17 protein-coding genes are annotated in these 17,815 nt (G+C 31.2%); 12 read left to right on the plus strand and 5 right to left on the minus strand.

Annotated elements, in window-relative coordinates; translation table 11 throughout:
* Positions 1-143 precede the first annotated feature (143 nt).
* The 5 genes from AQ1689_RS06260 to AQ1689_RS06280 all read left to right on the plus strand — a co-directional run bounded on the left by AQ1689_RS06260 (position 144) and on the right by AQ1689_RS06280 (position 6,412).
* Positions 144-1,394: a mechanosensitive ion channel family protein gene (locus AQ1689_RS06260; protein WP_101955535.1), complete on the plus strand. Its 1,251-nt coding sequence runs from the start codon at positions 144-146 to the stop codon at positions 1,392-1,394.
* Positions 1,395-1,406: 12 nt separating this feature from the next.
* The gene (locus AQ1689_RS06265) at positions 1,407-2,492 is read left to right on the plus strand and encodes an ABC transporter permease (protein WP_101955536.1); all 1,086 of its coding nucleotides are present in this window, start codon (positions 1,407-1,409) and stop codon (positions 2,490-2,492) included.
* 73 nt (positions 2,493-2,565) lie between these two features.
* Positions 2,566-3,006, plus strand: coding sequence for an acyl-CoA thioesterase (locus AQ1689_RS06270; protein ID WP_058885899.1), 441 nt, complete (start codon positions 2,566-2,568; stop codon positions 3,004-3,006).
* A gap of 16 nt (positions 3,007-3,022) precedes the next feature.
* Positions 3,023-3,817: a DNA/RNA non-specific endonuclease gene (locus tag AQ1689_RS06275; protein ID WP_101955537.1), complete on the plus strand. Its 795-nt coding sequence runs from the start codon at positions 3,023-3,025 to the stop codon at positions 3,815-3,817.
* A 156-nt stretch (positions 3,818-3,973) separates the two neighbouring features.
* Positions 3,974-6,412: a helix-turn-helix domain-containing protein gene (locus AQ1689_RS06280; protein ID WP_101955538.1), complete on the plus strand. Its 2,439-nt coding sequence runs from the start codon at positions 3,974-3,976 to the stop codon at positions 6,410-6,412.
* 285 nt (positions 6,413-6,697) lie between these two features.
* Here the strand turns inward: AQ1689_RS06280 and sufD are convergent, their stop codons facing one another.
* The 5 genes from sufD to AQ1689_RS06305 all read right to left on the minus strand — a co-directional run bounded on the left by sufD (position 6,698) and on the right by AQ1689_RS06305 (position 11,476).
* Positions 6,698-8,005 (minus strand): Fe-S cluster assembly protein SufD, encoded by a 1,308-nt coding sequence (gene sufD / locus AQ1689_RS06285; protein ID WP_101955539.1) that lies wholly within the window; start codon positions 8,003-8,005, stop codon positions 6,698-6,700.
* 6 nt (positions 8,006-8,011) lie between these two features.
* Positions 8,012-8,764 carry a Fe-S cluster assembly ATPase SufC gene (gene sufC / locus AQ1689_RS06290; protein WP_101955540.1) on the minus strand — a complete coding sequence of 251 codons (753 nt, stop codon included), beginning with the start codon at positions 8,762-8,764 and terminating at the stop codon, positions 8,012-8,014.
* A gap of 25 nt (positions 8,765-8,789) precedes the next feature.
* Positions 8,790-10,238 (minus strand): Fe-S cluster assembly protein SufB, encoded by a 1,449-nt coding sequence (sufB, locus tag AQ1689_RS06295; protein ID WP_101955541.1) that lies wholly within the window; start codon positions 10,236-10,238, stop codon positions 8,790-8,792.
* A 15-nt stretch (positions 10,239-10,253) separates the two neighbouring features.
* Positions 10,254-10,583: a HesB/IscA family protein gene (locus AQ1689_RS06300; protein ID WP_058885894.1), complete on the minus strand. Its 330-nt coding sequence runs from the start codon at positions 10,581-10,583 to the stop codon at positions 10,254-10,256.
* A 140-nt stretch (positions 10,584-10,723) separates the two neighbouring features.
* A complete protein-coding gene (locus AQ1689_RS06305) occupies positions 10,724-11,476 on the minus strand; it encodes an MbnP family protein (protein WP_101955542.1) in 753 nt (250 codons plus the stop codon).
* 88 nt (positions 11,477-11,564) lie between these two features.
* Between AQ1689_RS06305 and thiL the strand changes: the two genes are divergently transcribed.
* From thiL to AQ1689_RS06340, 7 genes are all read left to right on the plus strand, one after another.
* Complete coding sequence (gene thiL / locus AQ1689_RS06310; protein ID WP_101955543.1) at positions 11,565-12,623, plus strand: thiamine-phosphate kinase; 1,059 nt, start codon at positions 11,565-11,567, stop codon at positions 12,621-12,623.
* 394 nt (positions 12,624-13,017) lie between these two features.
* Positions 13,018-13,506 carry a peptidoglycan-binding protein LysM gene (gene lysM, locus AQ1689_RS06315; RefSeq protein WP_101914685.1) on the plus strand — a complete coding sequence of 163 codons (489 nt, stop codon included), beginning with the start codon at positions 13,018-13,020 and terminating at the stop codon, positions 13,504-13,506.
* Positions 13,507-13,636: 130 nt separating this feature from the next.
* Positions 13,637-14,539, plus strand: coding sequence for a DMT family transporter (locus tag AQ1689_RS06320; RefSeq protein ID WP_101914686.1), 903 nt, complete (start codon positions 13,637-13,639; stop codon positions 14,537-14,539).
* A gap of 32 nt (positions 14,540-14,571) precedes the next feature.
* Positions 14,572-15,438, plus strand: a complete 867-nt coding sequence (locus tag AQ1689_RS06325; protein ID WP_180947544.1) for a YicC/YloC family endoribonuclease — start codon at positions 14,572-14,574, stop codon at positions 15,436-15,438.
* A 1-nt stretch (position 15,439) separates the two neighbouring features.
* Complete coding sequence (gmk, locus tag AQ1689_RS06330) at positions 15,440-16,039, plus strand: guanylate kinase (RefSeq protein ID WP_101955545.1); 600 nt, start codon at positions 15,440-15,442, stop codon at positions 16,037-16,039.
* Positions 16,040-16,084: 45 nt separating this feature from the next.
* Complete coding sequence (gene nadD / locus AQ1689_RS06335) at positions 16,085-16,681, plus strand: nicotinate (nicotinamide) nucleotide adenylyltransferase (RefSeq protein ID WP_101903209.1); 597 nt, start codon at positions 16,085-16,087, stop codon at positions 16,679-16,681.
* A 264-nt stretch (positions 16,682-16,945) separates the two neighbouring features.
* On the plus strand, positions 16,946-17,809 hold the full coding sequence (locus tag AQ1689_RS06340) for a M23 family metallopeptidase (RefSeq protein ID WP_101931368.1): 864 nt from the start codon (positions 16,946-16,948) through the stop codon (positions 17,807-17,809).
* The last annotated feature ends 6 nt before the right edge of the window (positions 17,810-17,815 follow it).

The following is a 17,815-nucleotide window of genomic DNA, read 5'->3' on the forward strand; positions in this document are numbered from 1 at the left end:
TTTGAGCTCCTTTTTTTTCTTTTTAAAAAAAAGAGCGAGTGCGAAAAGCGGGAAGTAGCTCCAAATAAATAGTTATAGTGTTTTGAAAAAAAATAAGTAACAATTGCACTAGAAATTCCTACTTTTGATACTCAAATAAAATTATGATAAGTAAATCTTTTTATCGGTTAATTAAAAATTATTTTTCAACCTCAGAAGTATTAGCAATTAACTTAAATTTGATAGCAAACTTACTTGTTATTGGAATTTTAGGCTATATTTTTTTTAAATTATTCCGTCATTATGGAACGCGATTTGTAAAAAAACTAGTATCAAAAACAAGCACTAATTTTGATGATTTTTTATTGAATAATCGGGTGTTTTTAAATGCTTCCCGAATTGTAGTTTTTGTGTTTTTATATTCGTTATTATCGGCTGTTTTAGTTGATTTTCCTAATGTTTTAAACTACGGACACCGATTTGTTAATTTAATTATTTTATTTTCAATCATCTGGTTTGTTCGAAGTATTTTATTAACAATTAAAGATTTTTTAAGAACTTTAACAGCCTTTAAAGACAAGCCTTTAGAGAGTTATGTTCAAATTTTTATGATTGTTTTATGGATTATCGGTTTTATTATTTCTTTTTCAATTGTTACAGGAAAACCATTGATTCATTTTTTAACGGCTTTAGGAGCTTTTTCGGCTGTTTTATTACTTATTTTTAAGGATACAATTTTAGGTTTTGTAGCAAGTATTCAAATAACGGTAAACGATACGGTGCGTTTAAATGATTGGATTACCATTGATAAATACAATGCCGATGGAAATGTAACGGCAATTAATTTAGCCTCGGTAATTGTGCAAAATTTTGACAATACCGTAACGAGTATTCCTACGTATTCGTTGATTTCTGAATCGTTTAAAAACTGGCGTGCCATGGATAATTCTGGCGGACGTAGAATAAAACGCTCGGTATTAATTAAAATAAATAGCATTGAATTTTTAACGGATGCCGATGTTGCTCATTATAAAAAAATAGCGCTAATTTCTGATTATGTAAGCGAAGCTTATAGCGATGTGCAAGCTTATAATACTACAAATAATATTGATAAATCGATTTTAATTAACGGTAGAAACTTAACTAATTTTGGGATGTTTCGTAAATATTTAGACGAATATTTAAAACAACATCCGAAGATAAATCAAGAATTATTGTTTATGTCTCGTCAGTTACAGCCTACCGAAAACGGAATTCCGTTAGAAATATATGCGTTTTGTAAAAATAAAGCGTGGCATGTTTACGAAAGAGATATGGCAGATATTTTTGACCATATTTTGGCAAGTGTATCGTATTTTAATTTAGAAGTTTTTGAAAGCCCTACGGGAACGGATATTTCAACTCTTAAACAATAATCATTTATTTTGATGCTAAATTTTAAAAAAAACGGTTCTTTATGGCAGTTAGCTGCACGAAAATTCCTCGAAAGTAAAACAGGGGTTTTTAGCTTTTTATTTATCGTTTTCTGCGGATGTATGGCTGTTTTCTGTTATCTAATTGCGCCTGATAATAGCAATTCTGCAAATCAGATGCACTTAGAAATTCATTCAAAATCGCCAGGTTTTTCAGTACAGATGCTTAGTATTCCATCAAAATCAACAGAAAAACAATCGTGGTTTTCGGTTTTTATCGATGGAAAAAAAAATGTTGCTACGGAAATTCCTATAAAATCGTATGTAATAAAAGGGCATCAATTAGAAATTGTAAAATATTCAGATGGTTTATCAAAAGCATATCCGCTGTCTTTATTTAAAAATAAATCGGAAAAATATATTCAACAAAAAACATTTTGGTTTGGCACCGATAAATATGGGCGCGATTTATTAAGTCGCTTATTAATCGGAGCACGAATTTCATTTTTCATCGGATTTATAGCTGTTTTTATATCGCTTTTAATCGGTATTCCTGTTGGAGCAATTGCAGGTTATTTTGGTGGGAAAACAGATGCTTTTATTATGTGGATTATCAATATTACTTGGTCTATTCCTACATTATTATTGGTAATCGCCATTACTTTAGCTTTAGGAAAAGGTTTTTGGCAGGTGTTTATCGCCGTAGGATTAACCATGTGGGTAGAAGTTGCTCGTGTAGTACGAGGGCAGGTAATTACCACCAAGCAACAACAGTATGTGGTGGCGGCAAAAGCTTTAGGTTTTTCTGATTTTAGAATTATTTTTAAACATATTTTACCCAATATTTTAGCGCCGATTATTGTAATATCAGCAGCTAATTTTGCTGCCGCTATTTTAATTGAAAGTGGCTTGAGTTTTTTAGGAATCGGTGCGCAACCTCCAACACCATCGTGGGGCGCGATGATTAAAAATCATTATAATTACATCATTTTAGGAAAGCCTTTTTTAGCCTTAATCCCAGGATTGGCAATTATGAGTTTGGTAATGGCTTTTATGCTAATAGGAAATACACTTCGTGATGCTTTGGATGTGAAAGGGTAGTTTTTTGGGGGTTAAACATGTAATAATATGTAAAGGCAGATAATGTTGTACTTTTGTTATTAAAAAAGAACAGATGAGTTTTAGCGTACAATTTAAAACACGATGGGCCGATTTTGATGCCAATATTCATATGCGACACACTGCATACAATGATTATGCAGCCGAAGTTCGATTGCGTTTTTTTAAAGAACACAATATTTCTATTCAAGATTTTACCAAAGAAAAAACAGGTCCTATTTTATTTGAAGAAAACACCAAATTTTTACGTGAAGTTCACATGGGAACTGATATTTCGGTAAATCTTAAAATTATTGGATTATCAAACAAAGGTGAACGTTGGAAAATTCAACATGAAGTTTTTAATGAAAAAGGCGATTTATCGGCAGTAATTACTGTGTATGGAGCTTGGTTAGATTTGGTAAAAAGAAAATTAACGGTTCCGTCTGAAAAATTCCAAACAATTTTCAATAAAGTAGAAAAAACAGCCGATTTTCAAGAAATTATCTTAAAATAATAGTAAATAATATTTAATGAGTATATCTAAAAAAATAAAATTAATTGTAGCAGTTATTGTCCTTATTACTGGGTGTTTATTAAAACAAACTCCTAGCGATACTACCACAGATGTTACACGAAATCCTAGTGGATTTAATTATTTACCAACTTCAACAACGGGCGTTATTGTAAAGCATGATGGGTATCAATTATCGTATAACGAAAAACATGAACAGGCAGAATGGGTGGCGTATTCTTTAAGTAAAAATGATATTAAGACCACTAAAATTAAGCGTCCTTATTTTATTAATGATCCGAAGGTAAAAACACGGTCGGCAAATTATAAAAGTTATAAAAAATCAGGGTATGATAGAGGTCATTTATGCCCTGCTGCCGATAAAAAATATTCGGTAGAGGCGTATAATGAAACTTTTTACACCTCTAATGTTACGCCACAAAGACATAGTTTTAATGCAGGAATTTGGCTTCGATTAGAAGAAAAAACGCGTTATTGGGCTAAGAAATATCAAAATATATATGTGGTAACAGGTGGTATTTTACAAGATGATTTAAGAACAATAGGACGCGATAAAGTTTCTATTCCTAAAGAGTTTTATAAAATAATTGTAGATTATACAAACCCAAACAAAGCTAAAGCAATTGCTTTTTTAATGCCTCACAAAAAAAGTAAAAAACCGTTGTATGAATTTGTGGTTTCTATTGATGCTTTAGAAGCAAAAACAGGAATCGATTTTTTCCCTGAATTACCAGATAATATTGAAGATAAATTAGAGCGTTCTACTAATTATAAAGCATGGGTTTTCAGGTAAATTAAACCAAGTTATCTATTATAGAATACGAAATGAAATCCTACGCAAAATGTGTAGGATTTTTTATTAGTGAGTATTCTATTCAAATTAAAATAAAAGAGTATCTTAAAAAAAGTACTTTTACATCCCTAATAAATAGCGTAGAATAACTTTGTGATGATAGAAAATAAAGAATTAGACCTTGCCGTTCAGTTTATAGAAAAAACAGATAGAAACCTTTTTATCACAGGAAAAGCAGGAACAGGAAAAACTACTTTTTTACATAAAATAAAAAACGAATCTTTAAAAAGAATGGTTATTGTAGCGCCCACTGGTGTTGCGGCAATTAACGCAAAAGGAGCAACGATTCATTCTTTTTTTCAGATGCCTTTTGGTCCTATTTTACCAAATCAAATTGAAAATACCTCGAGTCAGCAACGAAAGTTTAATAAAACAAAAATAGATATTATCCGATCGTTAGATTTAGTAATAATCGATGAAATTAGTATGGTGCGAGCCGATTTATTAGACGGAATTGACCAAGTTTTAAGAAAATATAAGAATCGTCATAAAGTTTTTGGCGGTGCGCAGGTTTTAATGATTGGCGATTTACAGCAATTATCGCCTGTGGTACGCCCAAATGATTGGAGTATTTTACAAGAACATTATAAATCGGTTTATTTTTTTAGTAGCAAGGCTTTTCAAGAATCGAATACGGTAAGTATTGAGTTAAAGAAAATTTACAGACAAGATAATGATGAGTTTATTGCTATTTTAAATGAAATTAGAAATGATTGCTTATCAGAAAAATCAGCAACAATTTTAAATAAAAGATACAACCCCGATTTTCAGCCTAAAAAACAAGATGGTTATATTACATTAACCACGCATAATAAAAGGGCAGAGGCAATTAATACGGTTGCTTTAGAAAAAATAAAGAAGAAAAGTTTCTTTTTTAAGGCAGAAGTATCTGGTAAATTTAATGAAAATTCCTATCCAAATAGTGATGATTTAGAATTAAAAGTGGGGGCTCAGGTGATGTTTATTAAAAATGATAGTACGCCTGAAAAAAGATATTTTAACGGTAAAATTGGCGAAATAAAAAGTATTGATGATGATACGATTTACGTAAAATGTCCTAATGATGATTTTGAAATTGAAACAAAGAAAGAAATTTGGGAGAATATCAGCTATTCAATCGATGATCAAACTAAAGAAATAAAAGAAGATGTTGCAGGTTCTTTTACACAAATTCCGTTGCGATTGGCTTGGGCAATTACCATTCATAAAAGCCAAGGGCTAACTTTTGAAAAAGCAATTATTGATGCCGAAGCTTCTTTTGCACACGGTCAAACGTATGTGGCTCTTAGTCGATGTACTAGTTTAGAAGGAATTGTTTTGAAAACAAGGATTGGAAGTAGTTCAATTATTAATGATAGAACCGTAGATTCTTTTAATAAAAATGTAAGCCAGAATATTCCTGATAAAACTGTTTTAGATGATTCAGAAAAAAAATATCAGCTTAATTTAATTGCCGAATTATTTGATTTCCGACCGTTTTTATATCCAACCACAAGGGCTATTGATATTTTTTATAAAAATCAAACTAGTTTAAACGGTATTATGATTTCTCATTTAGAAACTATTAAAGATGATGGAATTATTCCGTTATTAAAAATTGCAAATGGTTTTAAAAATCAACTAGAAGTACTTTCTAAAGAAACAGAATTAGCTGAAAATAGCACTGTAATTAATGATAGATTTGCAAAGGCAATTACTTATTTTAAAACGCAAACGCAAGAGTTTATAAAAAAACCATTAAGCGGAATTTCTTTTTCTACCGATAATAAAGCAGTTCAAAAAGACTTAGAAACTCAAATTTATACCTTAAAAAATTTACTATCGATTAAATTGTATTGCTTCTTAAAATTAAAAGATACTTTTAAGGTAAAAGATTATTTGCAAATTCGTACCGATGCAGTTTTACTAAACACCGAAAAGCCTATTAAAAAAGCTTTTGTTTTGTCAAGAGACCCTACTTTGGCGGTAAGTTTACGTACGTTAAGGGATGAAATTTCTAAAAAACAAAATATCGCTCCTTTTCAAATTTTTAGTCAAAAAACATTGTACGCAATTTGCGATACGCTTCCTAAAATCGCTCAAGAGTTATTAAAAGTAGAAGGGATGGGAAAGGTTAGGGTGCAAAAATATGGTGGTCAAATTTTAGACGCCGTTAGTCTTTATTGTAAGAAAAATAAATTAAAAGAGTCGGTTAAAACGGTTTCAAAAACAGGAAAATTAGCTGTAAAAAAAAGAACTGAAATAAAAATACCTACCAGAGAAATTAGCTATGATTTTTTTAAACAAGGACTATCAGCAAAAGAAATAGCAACTAAAAGAGGGCTAACTTTAAATACAATTGAAACACATTTAATGAGTTATATTAGTTCAGGAGATATTGATGTATTAAGCTTAATTCCTTTACAAAAGTATAAAGAGTTGGTGCAAACTATTGAAGAAACTGAGTTTAAAAGTCTGAGCGAATTAAGAAAAAAAACGGAAAATAAATTTTCTTTTTCAGAATTGAAAATGGTGTTGCTTTCATTAAAATTATAAGAGCCTGTTTAAATTTTATCAAAAAAAAGTTTTATAACAGGAAAACAGAAAATCGCATCCGTCAACCTGAATTTATTTCAGGTTCGCATCCTGATTTGCCGTAGTTCTCCTGTTGATGCGATGCTGAAATAAATTCAGCATGACGAGAATTTGGTTTTTATTTAATTTTTAAAGGTCTAAATTAAATAAAAAATCAAAAAAATCACTAAAAAAAAGACCGTTTAAAATATTAAACGGTCTTTTTTATGATAAATTATAAAATTCTAAAAAACTGATTTTTACAAATTAAAAACCAATATTAACACCTAATTTAGTAGCTATTAATTTATTAATTCGCTTTTTAACTTCTGGTATTTTTACACTTTCTAAAACCGTGTTGGCAAAGGCATACATTAATAATGCTTTTCCTTCTTTTTTAGGAATTCCACGTTGTTGCATGTAAAATAATGCATCTTCGTCTAATTGTCCAATCGTACAACCGTGTGAACATTTTACATCATCAGCAAAAATTTCTAATTGTGGTTTTGCATTGATTGTTGCTTTATCACTAATTAAAACATTGTTGTTTTGCTGATACGCATTTGTTTTTTGAGCTTCTTTTTCAACAATTACTTTTCCGTTGAAAACTGCTGTAGAACGTCCGCCGTAAATCCCTTTATAATCTTGATGCGATTCGCAATTTGGTTCAATATGATGCACCAAGGTATGATGATCGATATGTTGTTTTCCTTCAGAAATTGTAATTCCTTTTAAAATAGAATCGATATGTTCGCCTCTTTGATAAAAATTCAAATTGTTACGGGTAATATTTCCTCCAAAAGAAAAAGTATGTACCGAAACAACACTGTTCGATTTCTGCTCTATATACGCATTGTCAACCAATGACGCATTTTCATGGTCATTTTGAATTTTATACATATCAACCGTAGCATCTTTAGCAGCATAAATTTCGGTAACCGCATTTGTTAAAACAGGGTTCGAAGTTAAACTTTGATGACGCTCAATAATTTGAACATGTGCGTTTTGCTCGGCAATAATTAAATTACGAGGCTGTGTCATAACAGCTTCTTGATTACCGGTTGTAAAATAGATAATTTGTATTGGCTTTTGAACCTCTACATTTTTAGGAATATAAATATACGCTCCTTCGTTTGCAAAGGCGGTATTTAATGCTGTTAAATTATCTTGCTTAGCTATTTTATTGAAGTGTTTTTCAATAATAGCTTTATATTTAGGCTTGGTTAATGCTGATGACATTAAGCAAACATCAATAGTATCGTGTGTTGTTTCTGATAAAAAAGAGCTGTATTTTCCGTTGATAAAAACTACTTTATAAGTATCTATATCGTGGATAAAATATTTCTTTACATCTGCCAATTCTATAGCGTCTTCCGAATTTGGAAAAATATTATAATCGTGCTTTAACACTGAATTTAAAGAAGTGTATTTCCAAGCTTCTAATTTCTTAGTAGGAAATCCTAATTCTTCAAAATTTTGAAGTGCTTTACTTCTAATATCGTGTAGATCAGAATTAATATCTTCGCCATTTTCAAAGGCAACGTATGAGGCGGTTATTTTGTCTTTTAATTCCATATTTCTTTAAGAATTAACTTCGTCTTTAATCCAATCATATCCTTTTGCTTCTAATTCTAAAGCTAAAGAAGCATCGCTAGATTTTACAATTTGACCATTGTATAAAACGTGTACAAAATCAGGAACGATATAATCTAATAAACGTTGGTAGTGTGTAATTACAATTACCGCGTTATCTTTTGACTTTAATTTATTAACTCCGTTAGCTACGATACGTAAGGCATCAATATCTAAACCAGAATCGGTTTCATCTAAAATGGCTAATTTAGGTTCAAGCATTGCCATTTGAAAAATTTCATTACGTTTCTTTTCTCCACCAGAAAACCCTTGGTTTAAAGAACGAGATAAAAATTTACGGTCTATTTCTAACAATTCTGATTTCTCACGAATCATTTTTAACATATCCTTTGCAGGCATGTCTTCTAAACCTTTGGCTTTACGATTTTCGTTAATTGCCGTTTTTATAAAGTTGGTTACAGAAACTCCAGGAATTTCAACAGGATATTGAAATGATAAAAAGATACCTTTATGTGCTCTTTCTTCAGGAGCTAATTCACCAATATCTTCACCATTTAAGGTTATTAATCCATCGGTAACTTCGTATTCTTCTTTTCCTGCAATAACACTAGCTAAGGTACTTTTACCAGCTCCGTTAGGACCCATAATAGCATGAACTTCTCCAGCTTTAATTTCTAAATTCAATCCCTTTAAGATTGATTTATCTTCTATGTTAGCGTGTAAATTTTCTATTTTTAACATGGTAATATATCTTTGTTATTGGCTATTAACCAACGCTTCCTTCTAAACTGATTTCTAATAATTTTTGTGCTTCTACAGCAAATTCCATTGGTAATTTATTTAGTACTTCTTTACTAAAACCATTTACGATTAATGCAATTGCTTTTTCGGTGTCTATTCCACGTTGATTACAGTAAAATAATTGGTCTTCACCAATTTTACTGGTCGTTGCTTCGTGTTCTATCTGTGCCGATTTATTTTTTGTTTCAATATAAGGAAAGGTGTGTGCACCACACTGATTCCCCATTAGTAAAGAATCACATTGCGAGAAGTTACGCGCATTATCGGCACGAGGGCCAATTTGAACTAATCCTCTATAAGAGTTTTGTGATTTTCCTGCGGATATTCCTTTTGATATAATGGTTGACTTGGTATTTTTACCTAAGTGAATCATTTTAGTTCCTGTATCAGCTTGCTGATAATTATTGGTAACTGCTATTGAATAAAATTCTCCAACAGAATTATCTCCTTTTAAAATACAACTAGGGTATTTCCAAGTAACTGCCGAACCTGTTTCTACTTGTGTCCAAGAAACTTTGGCGTTGGTTTCACAAATGGCTCTTTTAGTTACAAAATTGTAAACACCACCTTTTCCTTCTTTATTTCCAGGATACCAGTTTTGAACAGTAGAATACTTAATTTCAGCATCATCCATGGCAATTAATTCAACAACTGCGGCATGTAACTGATTTTCATCTCTACTAGGAGCGGTACAACCTTCAAGGTAAGAAACATAACTTCCTTTATCAGCAACAACTAAAGTTCTTTCGAATTGTCCTGTTCCTCCTTCATTAATTCTGAAATAGGTTGATAATTCCATTGGGCAACGAACACCTTTTGGAATATAACAGAAAGATCCATCAGAAAAAACTGCTGAATTTAATGCTGCATAAAAGTTATCTGTAGTTGGAACAACAGTTCCTAAATATTTTCTTACTAATTCAGGATGTTCTTGAATAGCTTCAGAAATAGGCATAAAAATAATACCTTTTTTACCTAAAGTTTCTCTAAAAGTTGTTGCAACAGAAACAGAATCAATTACAATATCAACCGCTACGTTTGCTAACTTTTTTTGTTCATCTAAAGAAATTCCTAAACGTTTAAAAGTGTCCAATAATTCAGGATCAACTTCATCTAAACTGTTTAATTTTGGCTTTTCTTTTGGTGCTGAATAATAGGCAATATCTTGAAATTTTGGTTTTTCGTAATGAACATTTGCCCATTCTGGTTCTTCCATTTCTTTCCAGACACTAAAGGCTTCTAAACGCCAATCAGTCATCCATTGCGGTTCGTTTTTCTTTTTAGAAATTGCACGAACTACATCTTCATTTAACCCTTTTGCAAAGGTTTCACTTTCTATATCAGTATAAAAACCATATTCATATTCTTTGGTTTCTAACTCTTCTCTTAAATCGTCTTCGGTGTACTTGCTCATAAGTGAGTTGTAATTTTATAAAGAAAAACTTTCGCCACAACCGCAGGTGCGATTGGCATTCGGGTTGTTAAAAACAAAGCCCTTACCATTTAAACCTCCAGAATACTCTAAGGTGGTTCCTACAAGGTATAAAAAACTTTTTTTATCAACAACAATTTTTATATTGTTTTCTTCAAATATTTTGTCGTTTTCTTGGGTGTTTTTATCAAAAGTTAAGTCATACGATAATCCTGAACAACCTCCACTTTTTACACCAACTCGTACAAAATCTACTAAAGCGTCAAAACCGTCATCAGTCATTAACTCGATAACTTTTTTTTTCGCTTTTTCTGATACTTTTATCATTATTTTAGTGGTTTAACTCTAAATAGGTTGCAAAGATACTTACAAAATATGATTTTTATCAGTTTTTTAACCAATAAACGGTTCAATATTTATTAGTCTTTGTGTTAAAAATCAAATCAATAAAAAATACTATATATTAATTATTGTAAAATAGCTCCTAAGCTAAAAACGCCTTTTTTACCATTTTCAAACATCCTTTTTTGAGCGTCATAGTTTTTTGTTAAATCAGTGTCTAGTTCATTTAAATTCCAATTTTTAGGGTCTTTAAACCATTGGGAAACATTCATTTTTAGTTCGATAGTTGCATCATTTTTAATAGGAATTACACCTAGATCAACTAAAAAAGACGTGTTTTCTGTTTTGTTAGTAGTGCTATTAAAAGGGCTAATGGTATGGTATTTAAAAGGTGAATAAACGGTTGTAGAATCTAAATAAGTACCGTCCATTTTCATAAAATGATAGCCTTTTCCTAATTTTTCTGACACATTAAAATTTTCTAAACCTTTTAAGTTTTTAGTAGAATTTTCTTCTTTATTTAAGCCAAAAGTAACAGAAACTTTATAAATTCCTTCCGATATTTTTTCAGGTAAAACAGCTGTTAAACTTTTTGAATCTTTTAAATTTACTAAATAATGTGTTTTGAAAATGCTAGAATCTCCAGCGCCATCGGTAAAAATAACATTCGAAATTACATAACGTAAACTATCAATTGTGAGTTTTGTTCCTAATTTATTGGTGAATTTTGTACGGCTTAAATCATCGGCAGTTATAGGTGTTTTATCCCAATTATGAGTAAAATTAAGCTTGACAGTAGCGTGTTTAATTAATTCGTCTTCGTCGGAACTACAAGAAAAAAATACGGCACTTACAATAAATAAAAAAAAATATTTCATTCGGATATTATTTAGGTTTTAAAAATCAATAAAAAAATCAATAAAAGAGCATCAAAGATAATTAAATACTTGTTGTTATCTTTGCCAGATGTTAGAAGATAAAAATCAAGAGAGAACATCATTAGCCGAACTAGGAGAGTTTGGATTAATAAACCATTTAACCGAGCATTTTAAGCTGTACAATTCATCAACAGCAAAAGGAATTGGCGATGATGCCGCGGTAATTAGCGCATCAGAAAAAGAACGCTTAATAACTACCGATTTATTGGTTGAAGGCGTGCATTTTGATTTAAGCTACATGCCTTTAAAACACTTAGGATATAAAGCCGTTATGGTGAATTTATCAGACGTGTATGCAATGAATGGCGTTGCCGAGCAAATTACGGTTTCTATAGCGGTTTCAAACCGTTTTCCGTTAGAAGCTTTAGAAGAATTATACGCAGGAATTCAACTTGCTTGTGATACTTATAAAGTTGATTTAATTGGCGGTGATACAACGTCATCAACCAAAGGAATGTTACTTTCGATAACTGCAATAGGAACGGCAGAAAAAGAAGAAATTGTATATAGAGATGGCGCAAAAGACACCGATTTAATCGTTGTTTCAGGCGATTTAGGTGCGGCATATTTAGGATTACAAGTTTTAGAAAGAGAGAAACAAGTATTTCAAGTAAACCCACAAAGTCAGCCCGATTTAGATAATTACACCTATTTAATTGAGCGTCAATTAAAGCCAGAAGCGCGTAAAGACGTTGTCGAATTATTAAAAGAATTGGAGGTAAAACCAACGTCTATGATTGATATTTCTGACGGATTATCATCAGAAATAATGCACCTTTGTACCCAAAGTAAAACGGGATGTAAAATTTATGAAGATAAATTACCGCTAGATCCGCAAGTAATTTCAACATCCGAAGAATTTAAAATGGACAGCACCATGATTGCTTTAAGTGGAGGCGAAGATTACGAATTGTTATTTACCGTACCGCTTGCCGATTTTGATAAAATAAAATCGAATCCGAATTTATCAATTATCGGGCATGTTGTTGCGCAAAGTGAAGGAATGAATTTAGTAACCCGTGCCAATCAAGAAATTGAATTAAAAGCACAAGGGTGGAATACTTTTAAACAAGGCGATCAAGAATAATTCGAGAATAAATACAAGACCTATTATTATATCAAAAAAACCATACTTTTTAAAAGTGTGGTTTTTTTTAGTCCTTTTATTAAAGGATATAAAAATAATTATTTGAAGCAATTTCCCGCTTTCCGCACTCGCTCTTTTTATTTTTCTTTTAAAAATAAAAAGGAGCTTAAACAAATGCGTCAATCGGGGCTAGGCATTTGTGCTAATATTGATTATTTTAACTTCAAAAAATAATCGATTTAAAAAGATAGCTAATCAGCGTTTTATCTTATGAACATTGATAATAGTTTATAAATGTAAAAATTTTTATAAAAAAAATCAAAAATGGCGTAAAAATTGTATATTAGTAATCAGAAAGTAACACTATTAATTAACTAAAAAAATCTAAAAGAAAATGGGAATTTTTTCATTTATTAAAAACGCTGGAGCTAAAGTATTTGGTGTAGGAAAAACAACAGAAGAGGAAGCTGCCGAAAAATCTATCAAATTAGTAGATGCAGTAAATAGGTTAGAATTGCCTGTTGAAAATTTAGCAATTGCTATAGAAGAAGACAAAGCAACTATTTCTGGTGAAGCTGCCGATTTAGCAACCAAAGAAAAAGTAATTTTAGTAGTAGGAAACACTAACGGAATTGGTTCAGTTGAAGACAACATGAGCGTTGCACCTGTTGAGGTTGTAGCAGAAGAAGTTGAAGTTGTAGAAGAAATAATGGCGCAATTTCATACCGTAGGAAGTGGAGATACTTTAGGGAAAATAGCAAAAGAATTTTATGGTGACCCAATGAAGTACACCGTAATTTTTGAAGCAAACAAGCCAATGTTATCACACCCTGATAAAATTTACCCAGGGCAAGTATTAAGAGTACCTGCTTTAGTAGATTAATTACAGAGGTAAGGTAATTAAAGTACCAAATAAAATTAAAATTAAGAAAAAGCACTGTTCTCAGTGCTTTTTTTTGTGGCTAAAATTCAACAATAATTTGCATCTTTGCATTTTTTTAAAGCATAAAATAATGAACCAAAGAACCCTTGCATTAATAGCCGCATCAATAGCTACGCTTATTTACGGAGTTACTTTTACAGTAGCCAAAGAAGTAATGCCAATGTATATAAAACCCTTTGCATTTATAGTACTTCGAGTAGGTGGAGCCGCGAGTATTTTTTGGCTTCTAGGTCTTTTTGTAAACGCAAAATCAATAGAGAAATCAGACTATAAAAAAATTCTAATTACCGCTTTTTTTGGTGTCGGGCTAAACATGCTTACTTTTTTTAAAGGATTGAGCTACACCACGCCAATTAGTGCTTCGGTAATGATGGTTACTGCACCGATTTTAGTATTAATATTTGCCAGTATTTTATTAAAAGAGCGTTTAATGCCTCGTAAAATAATAGGCGTAATTGTAGGCTTAGTAGGCGCAATTATTTTAATAGCCTACGGAAGTTCGGCTAATGCAGCAGCTAAAAATATTATGTTGGGTAACTTTTTAGTGTTTGTAAATGCCGCTTCGTACGCAATGTATTTAGTACAAGCGAAAAAGTTAATCGCAAAATACCATCCGATTGTTTTTGTAAAATGGCTGTATTTATTTGGGCTATTATTTGTGTTGCCCTTCGGATTATCAGAATTAATGGAAGTACAATGGCAAATAATGCCAACATCTATTTATTTAAAAGCAGGTTTTGTCGTATTATTTACCACTTGTATCACTTATTTATGCAATTTATTTGCGCTAGCACGCTTAAAACCCACAACAGTAAGTGTTTTTATTTATTTGCAACCTGTAATCGCCTCTATTTATGCGTTAATGGTAGGAAGCGATAGTTTCAATACCGTAAAAATAGTAGCCACATTATTAATATTTTTAGGCGTTTTTCTAGTAACCAAGCAAGCAGAAGTAGCAGTTAAAAATAAATAACTGTATATTTGCGTCTTATTTAAATTGATGATATGATACAATCTATGACGGGTTATGGTAAATCCGTATTGCATTTACCTTCTAAGAAAGTAACTATTGAAATTAAGTCGCTTAACAGTAAAAACTTAGACTTAAACACAAGAATTCCATCTTATTACAGAGAAAAAGAATTAGCAGTTCGTAAAAAATTAGCTAGTAATTTAGTCAGAGGAAAAATTGATTTCTCAATTTATGTAGAAATGACTGCCGAGCAAACATCAACAGCTGTAAATAAAGCAGTGGTTGAAAATTATGTAGCGCAGTTAAAAAACACATTAGAGTCTTCTGAAAATCAAGAGATTGAGTTGTTAAAGATGGCGATTAGAATGCCTGATGCTTTAAAAACCGAACGTGAAGAATTAGATGAGAACGAATGGGCTCAAATCGACATACATATCGATGAAGCTTTAAAAGAAATTATCGCCTATAGAGTTGACGAGGCAAAATCATTAGAAGATGATTTTCAAGTAAGAATTTCAAATATTCAATCGGCATTAGAAGAAGTTAAAAAATTAGACGCTGAAAGAATTACCAATGTAAAAGAACGTTTGCAAAAAGCGTTAACCGATTTAAAGGTTGAGGTTGATGAAAATCGTTTTGAGCAAGAATTAATTTATTATCTAGAAAAATTAGATATCAACGAAGAAAAAGTTCGTTTAGAAAATCACTTATTGTATTTCTTAGACCAATTAGCAACCGATGATTCTAATGGAAAAAAATTAGGATTTATCGTTCAAGAAATTGGGAGAGAAGTAAACACGATGGGTTCAAAAGCTAATTTTGCGGTAATGCAAAAAATAGTAATCCAAATGAAAGACGAGTTAGAAAAAATAAAAGAACAAATTTTAAACGTTTTATAAGATGTCAGAAAATTCTAAAAAAGATTTTAAAGGAAAATTATTCGTGTTTTCAGCACCTTCAGGATCAGGTAAAACAACGATTGTTCGTCACTTATTAAAACAAGAAAAACTTAACTTAGCTTTTTCAATTTCAGCAGCATCAAGAGCACCTAGAGGCGAAGAAGTTGACGGGCAAGATTATTATTTTATATCCACCAAAGATTTTAAAAACAAAATTAAAGCAGACGAGTTTTTAGAATGGGAAGAAGTATATCGCGATAACTTTTACGGAACCTTAAAAACCGAAGTTGAACGAATTTGGGCATTAAAAAAACACGTTATTTTTGACATCGATGTGGTAGGAGGTTTGCGAATTAAAAGCAAATTTCCAAACGAAACACTATCTGTTTTTGTAAAGCCACCAAGTGTTGATGAGCTTAAAATCCGCTTAAAAAAGCGTAGTACAGAAAGCGAAGACAAAATAAATATGCGTATTGCCAAAGCATCTGTTGAATTGGCAACCGCACCACAATTTGATAAAATCATCAAAAATTACGAATTAGACGTAGCTTTAAAAGATGCTGAAAATTTAGTAGCTAATTTTTTAGGAACAGATAAATAAAAGTTAAATAATATAAGCGTAGCAATACGTATTTTTAAGCGGGTTATGAAAAACTTCAAAAAAAATATAGGACTGTATTTTGGAACTTTTAATCCTATTCATATGGGTCATTTAATTATCGCCAATCACATGGTTGAAAATTCTGATTTAGATGAAATATGGATGGTGGTAACGCCACATAACCCATTTAAAAATAAAAATTCGTTGTTAAATAACCACCACCGCCTAGACATGGTGTATTTTGCAACTGAAAATTACGAGAAAATTAAACCTTCCGATATTGAGTTTAATTTACCACAACCCAACTACACCATTACAACCTTAACTCATATTTCTGAAAAACATCCGAGCTATAATTTTAGCTTAATTATGGGCGAAGACAATTTAAAAAGCTTTCATAAATGGAAAAATTATGAAGCAATTTTAGACGATTATAATTTGTATGTATATCCTCGAATATCCGAAGGAATTGTAGAAAATCAATTTATAAAAAATGCTAAAATTCACAGAGTTGAAGCGCCGATAGTACAAATTTCATCGACCATGATTCGCAATGGTATTAAAGACGAAAAAAACATTCAGCCCTTAGTATCGCCAAAAGTTTGGAAATATATTGATGATATGAACTTTTATAAAAAGTAGTTGATTTAAGACCTATTTTTTGAAGCAATTTCCCGCTTTCACTACTCGCTCTTTTTTTGAAGAAAAATCAAAAAAAGGAGCTCAAACAAGCCGTTCAATCGGGGCTAGGCATTTCAACAAGCAATTAAAATACTACAAAGCTATTTTAATTTTGCTTAAAAAATTGTCAAAACGTTAAAGATATCTTATATTGTAGGTATGTCTAATTTGCTCAAAATAGTTTCGTGAAATTTTCGTTGTATCTTTGAAGCAAACAACAAAAACGTGGCTAAAAATAAAAAACGACAAAAATTAAAACAAAAACTCGTTGCTAAATACCGATTGGTTATTTTAAATGAAGATACATTTCAAGAAAAATTTTCTTTAAAACTATCCCGCTTAAATGTTTTTGTTTTTGGAGGTATTTTTTCAATATTATTAATTGCTTTTACAAGTGTATTAATTGCTTTTACAGGTTTACGAGAATATATTCCAGGGTATTCATCTACTTCTTTAAAAAGAAAAGCGACCCGATTAACATATCAAACCGACTCGTTAAAAACCCAATTAGAAATTATTGAGCGATTTACAAAAGCTTTACAACCTGTTTTAACAGGTGAAATAATTCCCGATAAAATAGACTCAATAAAAACAACTGTTGAGAATATTGTTCTTGATACTCGAAATTTATCGGCTACCAAAGAAGATTCGTTATTTAGAGAGAAAATAGAAAAAAAAGACCGTTTTCCTTTATCTGAAGGAGTAGAAGGACGGGCTAAAATTGTTTTCTTTTCGCCTTTAACAGGTAGTGTTTCGCAAGTTTTTAACAGAAATGATAAACACTATGCTATTGATATTGTAGCCAAAAAAGGTACACCAGTAAAAGTAGTTGCCGATGGAACGGTAATTTTAGCAGAATGGACGGCAGAAACAGGGTATGTAATAACAATACAACATGCCGATGAATTTATTTCTGTTTATAAGCATAACGGAACATTACTAAAGCAACAAGGCGATTTAGTAAAATCAGGAGAAGCAATTGCAAGCGTTGGAGCAACTGGCGAATTATCTACAGGTCCGCACTTACATTTTGAATTATGGCACAGCGGATTTCCTGTAAACCCAACCGATTATATCGATTTTCAATAGTTAAAA

Origin of the sequence: Tenacibaculum finnmarkense, assembly GCF_900239185.1 — a bacterium.
In the GTDB taxonomy this organism is placed as follows: domain Bacteria; phylum Bacteroidota; class Bacteroidia; order Flavobacteriales; family Flavobacteriaceae; genus Polaribacter; species Polaribacter finnmarkensis.